The 14,132-nt window shown below is 72.2% G+C and carries 15 protein-coding genes; 12 read left to right on the top strand and 3 right to left on the bottom strand.

Annotation, left to right across the window (positions count from 1 at the left end; translation table 11 throughout):
* Positions 1 to 893: phytoene desaturase family protein (locus JAN01S_RS17235; protein ID WP_370670789.1), on the top strand; the 893-nt coding region annotated here is incomplete at its 5' end.
* Positions 894 to 984: 91 nt separating this feature from the next.
* On the opposite strand, the gene JAN01S_RS15020 is transcribed toward JAN01S_RS17235, so the two are convergent.
* Complete coding sequence (locus tag JAN01S_RS15020; protein WP_068319428.1) at positions 985 to 3,207, bottom strand: HelD family protein; 2,223 nt, start codon at positions 3,205 to 3,207, stop codon at positions 985 to 987.
* A 344-nt stretch (positions 3,208 to 3,551) separates the two neighbouring features.
* Between JAN01S_RS15020 and purD the strand changes: the two genes are divergently transcribed.
* On the top strand, positions 3,552 to 4,838 hold the full coding sequence (purD, locus tag JAN01S_RS15015) for a phosphoribosylamine--glycine ligase (RefSeq protein WP_068319427.1): 1,287 nt from the start codon (positions 3,552 to 3,554) through the stop codon (positions 4,836 to 4,838).
* Between the two features lie 88 nt (positions 4,839 to 4,926).
* On the opposite strand, the gene JAN01S_RS15010 is transcribed toward purD, so the two are convergent.
* Complete coding sequence (locus JAN01S_RS15010) at positions 4,927 to 5,169, bottom strand: WhiB family transcriptional regulator (protein ID WP_068319426.1); 243 nt, start codon at positions 5,167 to 5,169, stop codon at positions 4,927 to 4,929.
* Between the two features lie 55 nt (positions 5,170 to 5,224).
* Here JAN01S_RS15010 and soxR point away from each other — a divergent pair, with 55 nt between their 5' ends.
* The 5 genes from soxR to JAN01S_RS14985 all read left to right on the top strand — a co-directional run bounded on the left by soxR (position 5,225) and on the right by JAN01S_RS14985 (position 8,304).
* Positions 5,225 to 5,683 (top strand): redox-sensitive transcriptional activator SoxR, encoded by a 459-nt coding sequence (soxR, locus tag JAN01S_RS15005; RefSeq protein WP_068319425.1) that lies wholly within the window; start codon positions 5,225 to 5,227, stop codon positions 5,681 to 5,683.
* Between the two features lie 130 nt (positions 5,684 to 5,813).
* On the top strand, positions 5,814 to 6,326 hold the full coding sequence (locus JAN01S_RS15000) for a hypothetical protein (protein WP_068319424.1): 513 nt from the start codon (positions 5,814 to 5,816) through the stop codon (positions 6,324 to 6,326).
* A gap of 35 nt (positions 6,327 to 6,361) precedes the next feature.
* Positions 6,362 to 6,757, top strand: a complete 396-nt coding sequence (locus tag JAN01S_RS14995) for a hypothetical protein (protein ID WP_068319422.1) — start codon at positions 6,362 to 6,364, stop codon at positions 6,755 to 6,757.
* Positions 6,758 to 6,779: 22 nt separating this feature from the next.
* Positions 6,780 to 7,736, top strand: coding sequence for a phosphoribosylaminoimidazolesuccinocarboxamide synthase (locus JAN01S_RS14990; protein ID WP_068319420.1), 957 nt, complete (start codon positions 6,780 to 6,782; stop codon positions 7,734 to 7,736).
* 154 nt (positions 7,737 to 7,890) lie between these two features.
* Entirely contained in the window at positions 7,891 to 8,304 is a 414-nt protein-coding gene (locus JAN01S_RS14985) for an AMP-binding enzyme (RefSeq protein ID WP_068319418.1), read from the top strand.
* Between the two features lie 13 nt (positions 8,305 to 8,317).
* Here JAN01S_RS14985 and JAN01S_RS14980 read toward each other — a convergent pair whose 3' ends face one another.
* Positions 8,318 to 9,973: an ABC1 kinase family protein gene (locus tag JAN01S_RS14980; protein WP_068319416.1), complete on the bottom strand. Its 1,656-nt coding sequence runs from the start codon at positions 9,971 to 9,973 to the stop codon at positions 8,318 to 8,320.
* 48 nt (positions 9,974 to 10,021) lie between these two features.
* On the opposite strand from JAN01S_RS14980, the gene JAN01S_RS14975 reads away from it, so the two are divergent.
* The 5 genes from JAN01S_RS14975 to JAN01S_RS14955 form a co-directional block, all read left to right on the top strand.
* On the top strand, positions 10,022 to 10,570 hold the full coding sequence (locus JAN01S_RS14975) for a DUF1697 domain-containing protein (protein ID WP_068319413.1): 549 nt from the start codon (positions 10,022 to 10,024) through the stop codon (positions 10,568 to 10,570).
* Positions 10,571 to 10,640: 70 nt separating this feature from the next.
* A complete protein-coding gene (purS, locus tag JAN01S_RS14970; RefSeq protein WP_068319411.1) occupies positions 10,641 to 10,931 on the top strand; it encodes a phosphoribosylformylglycinamidine synthase subunit PurS in 291 nt (96 codons plus the stop codon).
* The gene (gene purQ, locus JAN01S_RS14965) at positions 10,928 to 11,599 is read left to right on the top strand and encodes a phosphoribosylformylglycinamidine synthase subunit PurQ (protein ID WP_068319409.1); all 672 of its coding nucleotides are present in this window, start codon (positions 10,928 to 10,930) and stop codon (positions 11,597 to 11,599) included. Before purS ends, purQ begins: the two co-directional genes overlap by 4 nt.
* Positions 11,596 to 13,869 (top strand): phosphoribosylformylglycinamidine synthase subunit PurL, encoded by a 2,274-nt coding sequence (gene purL, locus JAN01S_RS14960; protein WP_068319408.1) that lies wholly within the window; start codon positions 11,596 to 11,598, stop codon positions 13,867 to 13,869. The genes purQ and purL overlap by 4 nt, the downstream gene beginning before the upstream one ends.
* A gap of 1 nt (position 13,870) precedes the next feature.
* Positions 13,871 to 14,132, top strand: a 262-nt coding sequence (locus JAN01S_RS14955; protein ID WP_169797247.1) for an HAD family hydrolase, incomplete at its 3' end; no start/stop codon positions are given.

The following is a 14,132-nucleotide window of genomic DNA, read 5'->3' as shown; positions in this document are numbered from 1 at the left end:
CCGAGGCGCTGCGGCGGCGGGCCGAGGCCGCCGGCGCCCGCGTCGAGACCGGGACGGGCGTGGCCCGGGTCGTCGTCGGCGCCGGCCGGGCGCAGGGCGTCGAGCTGCAGGACGGTCGGCGCGTCCGGGCCCGCCGCGCGGTCGTCGCCGACACGAGCGCCCCGGCCCTCTACGGCCGGCTGCTCGCGCCGGAGGACGTGCCGGAGGGGCTGCGCCGGCGGATGCGCCGATTCACCTGGGACCTGCCGACGCTCAAGCTCAACCTGCGGCTCGACGCGCCGATGCCGTGGACCGCTCCTGCCGCCCGTGGGGCGGGGGTCGTGCACGCCGGGCACGACGTCGCGGGACTCACCAGGTGGTCCGCGGAGCTCGAGGCGGACGCCGTGCCGGAGCGCCCCTTCGCCCTCGTGGGCCAGATGACGACGATCGACCCCTCGCGGTCCCCGGCAGGTACCGAGGCGCTCTGGCTCTACACGCACCTGCCGCGTGACCTGCAGGACGACGCGCGCGCGGTCGAGACCGTCGTGGCCGGCTGCGAGGAGATGCTGGAGTCGCTGGCCCCGGGGTGGTCGCGCCACGAGCTCGACCGCTGGGTCCAGACCCCGGCCGATCTGCAGGCCGCCGACGCCAACCTCGGCCACGGCGCAGTCGGCGGTGGGACCCAGCAGCTCTTCCAGCAGGCGATCTGGCGGCCGGTGACGGGCCTGGGCGGGCCGCGCACGCACATCACCGGCCTCTACCTCGGCAGCGCGGCGACGCACCCCGGTGGGGGCGTCCACGGCGGCTGCGGCCACCTCGCGGCCCGCGCAGCGCTGCAGGATGCGCGGTGGTGGGGTGCGCCGCGCCGACGGCTGCTCGTCTCCGCCCTGCAGCGTCTCCACGACACCACCTGACACGAGTCGGGATCCTGGGCCCGCCGGGCTCCGCCCGCTCGCCCGCCGGGCTCCGCCCGCTCGCCCGCCGGGCTCCGCCCGCTCCTGAGGGTCAGTCAGTGGGGCGCAGGACGCTCATCCGGTGCGCCGCGCGGGTGAGCACGACGTAGAGGACGCGCGCCCCGCCCGGGGACTCCTGCACGATCGCGTCGGGGTCCACGACGAGGGTCGCGTCCCACTCCAGGCCCTTGGTCGAGAGCGGATCGATGACGACGACCCGACCGTCGTGGGAGCCGTCGAGCTGGAGCACCGCGGCCGCGTGGCGTTGCGGCGTGATGACCGCGATCGAGCCCTCGACCTCCTGCGCGAGCGCGTCGAGGGCCTGTGCCGCAACGGTGCCCACGTCGGGACGCGAGGTGTCGATCGCGTCGCCGAAGGTCACCTCGGTCGGTCGCACACCCGTCTCGCGCACGGCATCGGGGATGTCGGCGTCCGGGACGATCGGCAGGATCACGTCGCGCGCGTAGTCGAAGATCTCCTGCGCGTTGCGGTAGTTGGTCGTCATGTGGAAGGCCTGGCGCGGCTGGGTGCCGTACGCCTCCTCGCGGGCGAGGTCGGCCTCGGCGAGGTCGGGCCAGGAGGCCTGGGCGACGTCGCCGACGACGGTCCACGAGGCGCGGCGCCCGCGGCGCCCGATCATCCGCCACTGCATGGGAGAGAGGTCCTGCGCCTCGTCGACGAGGACGTGGGCGTACTCCCCGGACCGGCCGACGGTGCCGTGGAGCAGCCGCTCCCGGGCGCTCGTCGGGGTGAGGCTGTGCGCGACCTCGGGGGCGGTGATCGCCGACCCCATGGCCCGCAGCTCCTCGACGCCGTCGAGCTCCTCGATCTCGTAGAACGAGCGCTCCTCCGGCTCGGCCTCCTCGACCTGCCCGACGCGCACCGACAGGTCGTCGACGAGCGCGACGTCGGAGACGCTCCACGTGCCGAGCTCGAGGGTCTCGCGGGCGGCGTGGGCGAGGGCGGCCGCATCGCCCTGCGACAGGACCGAGCGGCCGACCTCGTAGGCCAGCTCGGTGTCGGCCAACCAGAGCAGCGCCTCGCGGGGGTCGACCTGTGGCCACCACTGGGCGACGAACTCGTCGACGGCGAGCGACTCGTCGAAGGCGTCGAGGAACTCGTCGCGGTCGCCCTCGCGGACCTGACGCCACGCGGCCTCCGCGAGCAGCTCGCGCACGTACTTGGTGGCCTGGTTGCGGGTGCGGTCGCGCAGGGCGCGGCGGCGGACGTCGTCGAGGGTGCGCTCGTCGAGGTGGACGGGCAGGCCCCCGACCATGGCCCGCAGGCTCGTCGGCGCGCCGGGCACGGCCCGGGAGGCCAACCGCTTGAGCACGGTGCGCATCTGCAGCGAGCCCTTGATCGCGGCCACCTCGGGCGCGTCGTGGCGCACGGCCGTGATGACGTCGACGACGTCGCCGAGGGAGCGCAGGGTCACCGAGTCCTCGCCGAGCGAAGGGAGGACCCGCTCGATGTACGCGGTGTAGGCCGAGGAGGGGCCGATGACGAGGATGCCGCCGGACTCGTAGCGCCGTCGGTTGGCGTAGAGGAGGTAGGCGGCCCGGTGCAGGGCGACGACCGTCTTACCGGTGCCGGGACCGCCGCTGATCTCGGTGATGCCGCGATCGGTGGCGCGGATCGCCTCGTCCTGGTGGGACTGGATCGTCGCGACGATGTCGCGCATCTGCTGCCCGCGGCTGCGCGTGAGGGCGGCCAGCAGGGCGCCGTCGCCGACCACGACCATGTCGTCGGGGGCCTCGGGGACCATGAGGTCGTCCTCGACACCGATGACCTGCTCGCCGCGGCAGCGCAGGACCCGACGGCGGATCACCCCGTGGTTGTCGCCCGGGGTGGCCCGGTAGAACGGGGAGGCCGCCGGCGCGCGCCAGTCGATGACGAGGGGCTCGTACTCGTCGTCCCGGACGCCGAGGCGCCCGATGTACCGCACCTCACGGTCCGTGGCGTCGTCCCCGTCCCCGTCCCCGTCCCCGTCGCCGTGGTCGAGGTCGAGTCGGCCGAAGACGAGGCCCTCGTACTGGTTCTCCAGGTGAGCCATGCGGCGGGCGGCGTTGTAGACGAGGGCGTCGCGCTCGAAGAGACCGGACATCTCCTCGTCGCGCACGTCGCCGGTCCGGTCGGTGCGGCCCCGGGACAGGCCGTCGACGGCGACCAGGTCGGCCCGTTTTCCGGCCTTGGCCAGCTCGGCGTGGACGCGATCGAGGTGCAGCTGCTCGGTGGCGATCTCCGCTGCGACGGCGTCGACGTGGGTGTCGGTCACGTGTCGTCCTGCTCCCCTTCGGATCTGGCGGAAGGTCCGAGTCTAGTTCCTCCGTTGGGCGCTCCGGTGACGTGGTGGGGGCCGCCCGGAGCCCTCCGGAAAGAACTTTGTCCGGCGCGCTTGATTTCACCCTCAACGAAGTGTCACTATCGACTCGTCGGCTTCGGTCGACCGGTCGCGCGGTCGGTGTCCCCCCTGATGTCTGGACCCGCGACCCGGGGCGCAGCTCACGACAGATACCCCCTGCCTGCCGAGAGCTGCGCCCCCCTTTGCGTTCTGGGCGCCTCGGACCGCACCTCGAAACCCCGCGTCCGCGGCCGCTCGCGTCTCGTAGGCTCGCCCCCGTGAAGGTTCTCGTCATCGGCTCCGGCGCCCGCGAGCACGCCCTCGTCCGCGCCCTCACCCTCGACCCGACGGTGGCCGCGGTCATCGCCGCCCCCGGCAACCCCGGCACCGACGCCCTCGCCCTCAACGAGCCCGTCGACGCCACCGACCCCGCCGCGGTCGTCGACCTCGCGCGCCGCCACGAGGTCGACCTCGTCGTCGTCGGTCCCGAGGCCCCGCTCGTCGCTGGCGTGGCCGACGCCCTGCGCGGGGCGGGCATTCGCTGCTTCGGCCCGGGTGCTCAGGCCGCTCGCCTCGAGGGCAGCAAGGCCTACGCCAAGGAGGTCATGGCCGCCGCCGAGGTGCCGACCGCGATGGCCCATGTCTGCACCGACGAGGCCCAGTTGGCCGAGGCGCTCGACGCCTTCGGTGCCCCCTTCGTCGTCAAGGACGACGGACTGGCCGCCGGCAAGGGGGTCGTGGTCACCGAGGACCGTGAGGTCGCGATGGCGCACGGTCTGGCCTGCCTGGCGAAGGGGGGCGACGCCCGGGTCGTCATCGAGGAGTTCCTCGACGGTCCCGAGGCCAGCCTCTTCTGCATCTGCGACGGCACGACGGTCGTCCCGCTGGACCTCGCGCAGGACTTCAAGCGGATCTTCGACGGTGACGAGGGCCCCAACACCGGCGGCATGGGCGCCTACAGCCCGCTCGCCTGGGCACCCCAGGGGCTCGTCGACGACGTCGTCGCCCGGGTGGCCCAGCCGGTCGTGGACGAGATGGCTCGGCGGGGGACCCCCTTCGTCGGCGTGCTCTACGTCGGTCTGGCCCTCACCTCCCGCGGGCCGCGGGTCATCGAGTTCAACGTGCGCTTCGGCGACCCCGAGACCCAGTCGGTCCTCGCCCGCCTCGAGTCGCCGCTCGCCGTGCTGCTCGCGGCCGCCGCCGACGGCCGCCTCGAGGACCACGACCCGCTGCGCTGGAGCGCGCAGTCGGCGGTGACCGTCGTCGTCGCTGCCGAGGGCTACCCCGCGTCCCCCGTCACCGGTGTCGCGATCGACGGGCTCGAGGAGCTGGCTGCGGACGACCTCGCCGAGCACGTGCACGTGCTGCACGCCGGCACCGCCCATGACGACGAGGGCGCGCTCGTCTCCTCGGGCGGCCGGGTGCTGTCCGTCGTCGCGCTCGGTGATGACCTCGCGCAGGCCCGCGACCGCGCCTACGAGGCCGTGGCCGAGGTCGGCCTCGAGGGTGGCCACCACCGCACCGACATCGCGCTGCGCGCCGCCAGAGGCGAGATCCGCGCCTGACCCATCCCCCGGGTGGAGGTATACGCGCTGGTGATTCCCCCGCGCGTCCACCTCCACCCGGTGCGCGAGCATCAGCGACGAAGGGGGGTCAGGCCGCCTGGTCCTTGCGCGGGCGGCCGCGGGTGCGCTTGCGGGCGATGACCTGCCCGTCGGCGAAGATCTCCCCGCCCCACACGCCCCAGGGTTCGCGACGCTCGAGTGCGCCCTGCAGGCACATCAGGCGCAGGGGGCACCCGCGGCACAGCGACTTGGCGTGCTCCAGGCCCTCGGGGGTCTCGGCGAACCACGTCTCCGGGTCGAGCACGTGGCAGGGCGGGGTCGTCGAGGTCATGACGGCAACCCTCCAACCTCAAGTTCGCTTGAGGTCAAGCGCTAGGGTCGTCGGCATGGACAAGCGGGACCTGCTGACGGTCGGTGAGGTCGCCGAGCGCGCCGGCGTGAGCGTGCCGACGCTGCGGTTCTACGAGTCCAAGGGCCTGGTCCACTCGACCCGGACCGCCGGCAACCAGCGGCGCTACGCGCGGCACACGTTGCGGCGCCTGGCCTTCGTGCGGGCGGCTCAACGCTTCGGCCTGTCGTTGGCGGAGGTCGGGGAGGCCCTGGACACCCTCCCTTCGGACCGTCCGCCGACCTCCCGCGACTGGACCCGGCTGTCCCGACGGTGGCACGACGCGCTCCAGTCACGCATCGATGCCCTCGTCGAGCTGCGGGACACGACCTCGGGGTGCATCGGCTGCGGGTGCCTGTCGACGAGCAGCTGCCCGATCTACAACCCCGGCGACGAGCGCGGGGCGGAGGGACCCGGCGCCCGGCGCTGGCCGCAGGGCCTGCGCGACGACGCCTGACCGGATCCGCTCCCCGACAACGCGCATCTCCCCGGGGAAATGCGCGCTCGGTGGCAGCAGGACGCGCATCTGCCTGGGGAAATGCGCGTTGTGAGGGGTCACCGGCGCCTGAGGTGGGAGGATCGGCCCCATGACAGGGGAGACGGAGACCACGACCAGCCGGGGCCACGCTGCGCCCTGGACCCAGCACGTCGAGGACCGGACCGGTGGGGGCGGTGGGCGGACGATCGCCCGCGCGATCTCCCTCGTCGCCGCCGTCGTGCCGTGGGGGGTGCTCATGGCAGGGATGCTGTTGCTCGTCCGTGCCGAGAACGAGCGCCGCATCCGCTTCGAGATGGGGTGGGGCATGTTCATCGGGGGCGTGGTCATCGTGCTGGTCGCGATGCTCCTGTGGGCGGCCCTGACCGCGTGGTCGTCGCTCGGCACCACTGTCGCCGGACTGGCGACGCTCGTGAGCGGGGTCTTCATCGCGACCGAATCCGGGTACCGACTGCTCGCCGACCTCGCCCAAGCTGGCCCGGCGCCCTTCACGAGCGCCGTCTACGTCGTGGGCGCGCCCTACGTCCTCGTCCCGCTCGGCGCCGTCCTGGTCGCCGCGGGGCTGGGGGCGGCCGGCGCCCGCCGCCTGGGCCGCCGCGCCTGACGGGTCCCGGGGCCGATCGCGGGTAGGTGTGGTGCATGGACGAAGCACACCGCAGACCACCCGGCGTCGACGACCGGACGGTGGAGGCCCTCGGCAAGCTGTCGGAGGCGCTCGAGGTCGTCGAGGAGGCGCGGGGCCACCTCTACGCCTTCCACCGCCGGTGCGGCACCGCGGACCTGACCCTCCAGGAGGCGGTGCGCCTCCTGCGCGAGGCGGGCCACACCGCGCTCGCCGACGAGCTGCAGACCGGACTCGTCGGCCGTAACGTGCTGCCCGACCGTTGGAGCTACCAGATCGTCGAGGAGTACGACGCCCTGTACTACGAGCCCTTCCGCGCGGCCGAGGCCGCGGCGCGTGAGGGGTTGGTCGAGGGCAAGCGACACCTCTTCGAGGCGGAGATGAAGGAGCAGGAGCGCCGCGACGGCCCCTGACCCTGCCTGCGAAGATGGCCCCATGACGATCGACGGCCACCTCGAGCTGCCCGGCTACGCCCACGTCTACTCGGGCAAGGTCCGTGACCTGTACGCGCCGCTCGGCGACGACGGCACCCCCCGCGCCGACCAGCTGCTCCTCGTGGCGAGCGACCGGATCTCGGCCTACGACTTCATCCTCGACACCCCGATCCCGGACAAGGGCGCGGTGCTGACCCAGATGTCGTTGTGGTGGTTCGAGCAGGTGGCCGACCTCGTCCCCAACCACATCGTCTCCACGGACGTGCCCGCGGCCGTCGCCGGTCGCGCCGTCCTCGTCGAGCGTCTCGACATGCTCCCGGTCGAGTGTGTCGCCCGCGCCTACCTCACCGGCGGGGGCCTGAACGAATACCGATCCACCGGCGCGGTCAGCGGCATCGAGCTGCCCGAGGGTCTCGTCGACGGCTCCCGACTGCCGGAGCCGATCTTCACCCCGTCCACCAAGGCGCCCCAGGGCGAGCACGACGAGCCGATCCCCTTCGCCGGGGTCGTCGCCGAGGTCGGTGAGGCGCTCGCCGAGCGCGCCCGCGACCTCACGGTGCGTCTCCTCCAGCGCGGCAACGAGATCGCGACCGAGCGCGGGATCATCCTCGCGGACACCAAGGTCGAGTTCGGTCTGCGCGGCCTCGATCTGGGCGAAGGGGAGGACCCGGGGGCCGCGATCCGCTCCCGGGGGGCGGACGCCGAGATCGTCCTCGCCGACGAGCTGCTCACCCCGGACTCCTCGCGCTTCTGGCCGGCCGAGCAGTGGGAGCCCGGCCACCCGCAGCCCAGCTACGACAAGCAGTTCGTCCGGGACTGGCTGACGTCGCCCGCAAGTGGCTGGGACAAGACGTCCGGCGAGACGCCCCCTTCGCTCCCGCAGGACGTCGTCGAGCAGACCCGCGCCAAGTACGTCGAGGCGTACGAACGACTGACCGGGCAGACCTTCCGCATCTGATCAGTAGCGGTCGACCACCGGCACCTGCCTGGTCGGTGGCTCGTACGGCTCGGGCCAGAAGTCGTCGATCTCGGTGATGACGCCGTCCTCGAACCTGAAGAAGGGCGAGGTCGGTGAGGTCGTCCACCGCAGCCCGTAGATCGCCGCCGGCTACTTGCGCAATCCGGAGAAGACCGCCGAGGCCTTCCACGGTGGGTGGTTCCACTCCGGCGACCTGGCGATCGCGGACGACGAAGGGCGGGTCACGATCGTCGACCGCAAGAAGGAGATGATCAAGACCGGCGGGGAGAACGTCGCCTCCCGTGAGGTCGAGGAGGCGATCTACCAGCACCCGGACGTCGCCGAGGTCGCGGTCTTCGCGCTGCCGGACCCGAAGTGGGTCGAGGCCGTCACCGCCACGGTCGTCGCCAAGGAGGGCTCGGGCCTGACCGCGGAGGCGCTCGCCGAGCACTGCGCCGGCGTGCTCGCGCCGTACAAGCGGCCCAAGCGGATCGAGATCCTCACCGAGCTGCCCAAGAACCCGAGCGGCAAGATCCTCAAGCGCGAGCTCAAGCTGCGCTACAGCTGACCGCGCGCTGGGGCTAGTCCCCCCGCGAGGACGGGTGCGTCCTGGCGACCTTGCGGTCCGTCAACACGATGTGCACCCCGAGCGCGACCGCGGCGAGCACGGACGCGGTGAAGAAGACCATCGCGATGGCCGGGAAGCCGAGGATCGTCACGTCGGTCTCGACACGCATCATCATCGCCGCACCGATGATCGTCGCCGCGATGATCAGCCCCAGGGTCAGTCGGTTGGCGACGCGCTGGAGCACGAGGTGCAGCCGCTGCTCGTCGATCGCGTCGACCTGCAGTCGCAGCTCGCCGCGGGCGAGGGCATCGAGGATCCGGTTGGCGCGCTTGGGCAGGTGCGCGGTGAACTCCTTGGCCTCGATCGCCGCCGAGAGCAGGCCACCGGGAGAGGTCTTGAGCGACGAGGCGAAGATGTCGGACACGTTGTCCCGGATCGCCTCCGACGGCGAGAAGTCGGGATCGAGGTGCGAGGTCGTCTGGTCGAGGTTGAGCAGTGCCTTGCCGATCATGGCCATCTCGGCGGGCGGACGCAGGCCGTGGACCCCCGAGAGCCGGGAGAGCTCCACGAGCAGGCGACCGGCCTCGAGGTCCGAGCCGCTGGCGACCGCTTCGCTCACGAGGTGGGAGACGTCATCGCGGAAGCCCGCGGCGTCGTAGTCGTCGAGCGCGTGCCCCATGTCCGCCAGGACCGCGGCGGCCTCCTCGCCGTCCCCGTCGTTGATCGCGAGCAGCAGCTTGGTCACGTGGGTCTGCACCCTCTGGGGCACCGTGGCGATCATCCCGAGGTCGAGCAGCGCCAGGCGTCCGTCGTCGGTGATGAGCAGGTTGCCGGGGTGGGGGTCCGCGTGGAGGACCCCGTCGTCGAGGATCATCCGCAGGTAGCAGTGGAAGAGCTGCTCGACGATCGGGCGGGCGTCGAGGTCGAGGAGGGCGAGCGGCCCGAGGTCGGTGACCTTGCGCCCGTCGACGTGCTCCATCGTCAGCACCCGCGTCGACGTCAGCTGCAGGACCGGCTCGGGGACGAGGAGCCGGTCGTGCTTGCTCGTCAGGTCGATGAACCGCAGGAGGTTGCGCGCCTCCCGGCGGTAGTCGAGCTCGTCGACGAGGGAGCGTCGGAACTGGTGGAGCAGCTGGTTGAGGCCGTAGGAGTTGCCGACGCTCGTGTGCTTGTCGACCAGCCCGGTCACGGTGTCGAGCACGTCCATGTCGCCGCGGATGGTCTCGCGGACGTCGGGGCGCTGCACCTTGACGACGACGTCCCGGCCGGAGCGGGTGGTCGCCCGGTGCACCTGTCCGAGCGAGGCCGCCGCGAGCGGCTCCTCGTCGAAGAACGCGAACAGGTCCTTGATCCGCGCCCCGAGCTCCTCCTCGACGATCTCCCTGACCTGGTCGAAGGGGAAGGGCTCGACCGTGTCCTGCAGCCGGGTCAGCGCCTCGGTGTAGGCGGGAGGCAGCAGGTCGAAGCGCGTCGACAGCAGCTGCCCCATCTTGATGTACGTCGGACCCATCGCCTCGAGGTCGCCGGCGAAGGCCTCGGCCCGCTCCTGAGCGTCGTCGGGCAGCTCCCCCTCGTCGGAGGCGAGCTCGTCGGTCTGCGCCCCGGAGAGCAGGTCGCCGCGACCGTGCCGCAGGAGGAGTCGGACGAGGTCCGCGTATCGGCTCTTCATGGGGGCCATCCTGCCCCGCACGGACTGTCGGCGCGGCATACTCCGAGCGTGGCCGTCTACATCGCCTTCCTCCGCGCGATCAACCTCGGCGCCAAGCGGAAGTTCCCCAAGGTCGACGTCCAGCGCGTCGTCGAGGAGACCGGCGCGAGCGACGTGGCGGTGCACCTCAACACCGGCAACGTTCGCCTGACGAGCCGCCAACGCTCCTGCTCGGCAGTCGAGGCGACGCTCGAGGCCGCCTTTGTGGCGGACCGGGGCTTCGAGGTGCCGACGGTCGTCGTGACGCCGGACGAGCTGGCGGCCGTCGTGGCGGACGCGGACGAGGTGGCGCGGGAGGCCCCCTTCGACGTCGCGGCGCACTACGTGACCCTCATGCGGGAGGTGCCGTCCGCGGAGACCGTCGCCTTGGTCTCCCACGAGGGCGAAGGGGAGGTCACCGCCGTGCGCGGGCGGGCCGTGCACCTCATGCTCGACGGCACGGATCGCTACCACCGGGTGAAGCTGCCGGCGGCCGTCGACCGGGCCATGGGGGTGTGGACGAACCGGAACCTGACGGTGGTGCGGGACCTGGCCGCTCGCTGGGGCGCGGGCACCTGAGGCAGCCCGGGTCCACGGCCCAACTAGACTCGCCCCCGGACCCACCCCCTTCGTCACCAGGAGACCCCCCGTGGGACGCATCGTCGTCGACGTCATGCTCAAGCCCGAGATCCTCGACCCGCAGGGCCAGGCCGTCCGCGGGGCGCTGCCCCGGCTGGGGCTGGACCAGTTCACCGACGTCCGGCAGGGCAAGCGCTTCGTCCTGTCCGTCGACGGGGACGTGACCGAGGCGCACCTGGCGCAGGCCCGCGAGGCCGCCGAGACGCTCCTGTCCAACCCGGTCATCGAGGACGTCGTGAGCGTCCACGAGCTGACGAGCGACGAGCCGGAGCAGGCGCCGATCACCGGAGCCGGCGCGTGAGGATCGGCGTCGTCACCTTCCCCGGCAGCCTCGACGACTCCGACGCCCGCCGCGCGGTGCGCATCGCCGGCGGCGAGGCCGTCGAGCTGTGGCACGGCGACGCGGACCTGCGCGGCGTCGATGCCGTCGTCATCCCGGGCGGCTTCTCCTACGGCGACTACCTGCGCGCCGGGGCCATCGCCCGCTTCGCCCCGGTCATGACCGAGGTCATCACGGCCGCGAAGGGGGGCCTGCCGGTCCTCGGGATCTGCAACGGCTTCCAGATCCTCACCGAGTCGCACCTGCTGCCCGGGTCGATGATCCAGAACGACCACCGCAAGTTCCTCTGCCGCGACCAGGTCCTGCGCGTCGAAAACGCGTCGACCGCGTGGACCAACGGCTTCGAGACCGGCCAGGAGATCACCATCGTCCTGAAGAACCAGGACGGCCAGTTCGTCGCCGACGAGGCCACCCTCGACCGGCTCGAAGGGGAGGGACAGGTCGCCTTCCGCTACGTCGGCGACAACCCCAACGGCTCCTCCCGCGGCATCGCCGGCATCACCAACGAGCGGGGCAACGTCGTGGGCCTCATGCCGCACCCCGAGCACGCGGTCGAGGAGGGCTTCGGCCCGAGCCTCGACGGCCGCACCTTCTTCACCTCCGTCATCGAGCAGGTTGTCACCGCATGAGCCAGTCCACCCTCGACACCGTCACCCGCGCCGAGCAGAGCCCCGACACCGAGCAGCCGTGGGCCGAGCTCGGGCTCAAGCAGGACGAGTACGAGCGCATCCGCGAGATCCTCGGCCGTCGCCCCACGAGCGCCGAGCTGGCGATGTATTCGGTCATGTGGTCCGAGCACTGCAGCTACAAGTCCTCCAAGGTCCACCTCAAGCGCTTCGGTGACCTGCCCTCCGAGACGCCGCTCGGCAAGACCCTCGCCGGCATCGGCGAGAACGCCGGCGTCATCGACATCGGGCAGGGCTGGGCGGTGACCTTCAAGGTCGAGTCCCACAACCACCCGAGCTATGTCGAGCCCTACCAGGGCGCGGCCACCGGCATCGGCGGCATCGTCCGCGACATCATGGCGATGGGCGCCCGCCCGATCGCGGTGATGGACCCCCTTCGCTTCGGCGCGATCGACCACCCCGACACCGCCCGCGTCCTGCCCGGCGCGGTCAAGGGCATCGGCGGCTACGGCAACTCCCTCGGTCTGCCCAACATCGGCGGCGAGATCGTCTTCGACGAGTGCTACCAGGGCAACCCGCTCGTCAACGCGCTGTGCGTCGGCAAGCTGCGCCACGAGGACCTGCACCTGGCCAATGCCTCGGGCAGGGGCAACAAGGTCGTGCTCTTCGGCGCCAAGACCGGCGGCGACGGCATCGGCGGCGTGTCCGTCCTGGCGTCCGAGACCTTCGAGGAGGGCGGCCCCGCCAAGCGGCCCGCCGTCCAGGTCGGCGACCCCTTCGCCGAAAAGGTGCTCATCGAGTGCTGCCTCGACCTCTACGCCGCGGGTGTCGTCGAGGGCATCCAGGACCTCGGCGGTGCCGGGCTGTCCTGCGCGACCTCGGAGCTGGCCTCCGCCGGTGACGGCGGCATGGCCGTCGAGCTCGACCGCGTCCCGCTGCGCGACTCCACGCTCTCCCCCGAGGAGATCCTCATGTCGGAGTCGCAGGAGCGGATGATGGCGGTCGTCGCCCCCGACAAGCTCGACGCCTTCCTCGAGATCACCGGTCGGTGGGATGTCGAGGCCGCCGTCCTCGGCGAGGTCACCGACGGTGACCGGCTCGTCGTCACGTGGCACGGCGAGACCATCGTCGACGTGCCGCCGCGTTCCGTCGCCCACGACGGCCCGGTCTACGAGCGTCCGATCGCCCGGCCGCAGTGGCTCGACGCGGTCCAGGCCGACGCGAGCTCCTCCCTTCCCCGCCCGACCGACCTCGGCGCGGACCTGCTCGCCCTGCTCGCCTCGCCCAACGTCTGCGACAAGTCGTGGGTCACCGACCAGTACGACCGCTACGTCCTGGGCAACACCAAGGCGGCCATGCCGCACGACTCCGGCATCGTGCGCGTCGACGAGGAGTCCGGCCTCGGCGTCGCCGTCTCGACGGACTGCAACGGCCGCTTCGGTCGCCTCGACCCCTACGCGGGCGCGCAGCTGGCCCTGGCCGAGTCCTACCGCAATGTCGCGACCTCCGGCGCCCTGCCGCTGGCCGTCACCGACTGCCTGAACTTCGGCTCGCCCGAGGACCCGGGCGTCATGTGGCAGTTCCAACAGGCCATCGGCGGTCTCTTCGACGCCTGCCTCGAGCTGGGCATCCCGGTCACCGGCGGCAATGTCTCCTTCTACAACCAGACCGGGGAGACGGCGATCCACCCGACTCCGGTCGTCGGCGTGCTCGGCGTCATCGACGACGTCGCGACGAGCGCCTCCTCCGGCTTCGCGGCGAAGGGGGAGATCGTCCTCCTCCTCGGCGAGACCCGCGACGAGCTCGACGGCGGCGAGTGGGCCCACGCGCTGCACGGCCACCTCGGCGGCACGCCGCCCGTGGTCGACCTGGCGGCGGAGAAGGCGCTCGCGTCCTTCTTCGTCGACGCGGTGCGCCGTGGCGTGCTCGCCAGCTCGCACGACCTGTCCGACGGTGGCCTCGCGGTCGCGCTGGCCGAGTCGGCGCTCACCGGTGGCACGGGTGCCTCGGTCGACCTCGCGCCGGTGCTCGACCGGGACGGCATCGACGCCTTCACCGCCCTGTACTCCGAGTCAACGGCCCGCGCGCTGGTCACGGTGCGCTCCGAGACCGACCTTGCCACGGTCGTCGGCATCGCGCAGACGCACGGCGTGCCGATCGCCCGCCTCGGCACGACCGACGGTGACCGGCTCAAGGTCAAGGACGTGCTGGACCTGCCGCTCGAGCAGATGCGCGAGGCCCACACGGGCACGATGCAGCGGTACTTCGGCTGACGTGGCGGACTGGCTGGTCATCTTCGACTGCGACGGGGTCCTCGTCGACAGCGAACGCCTCAATGTCCGCACCTGGACGGGGATGATGCGCGACGCCGGCGTCGACTTCACCGAGGCCGACGCGGTCGAGGCCTTCGTCGGCAAGGCGTACAAGGACAACCGGGTCACGCTCACCGAGCTGACCGGGGCCGTCCCCGACCCCGAGTGGGAGCGGGCCTGGCGGGCGGAGTTCCTCCGCAGCCAGGAGCAGCTCGAGCCGATCG

Source organism: Janibacter anophelis NBRC 107843 (genome assembly GCF_001570945.1).
GTDB lineage: Bacteria > Actinomycetota > Actinomycetes > Actinomycetales > Dermatophilaceae > Janibacter > Janibacter anophelis.
The sequence above is the reverse complement of the archived record's forward strand: the minus strand, read 5'-3'. Positions and strand labels throughout refer to the sequence as shown.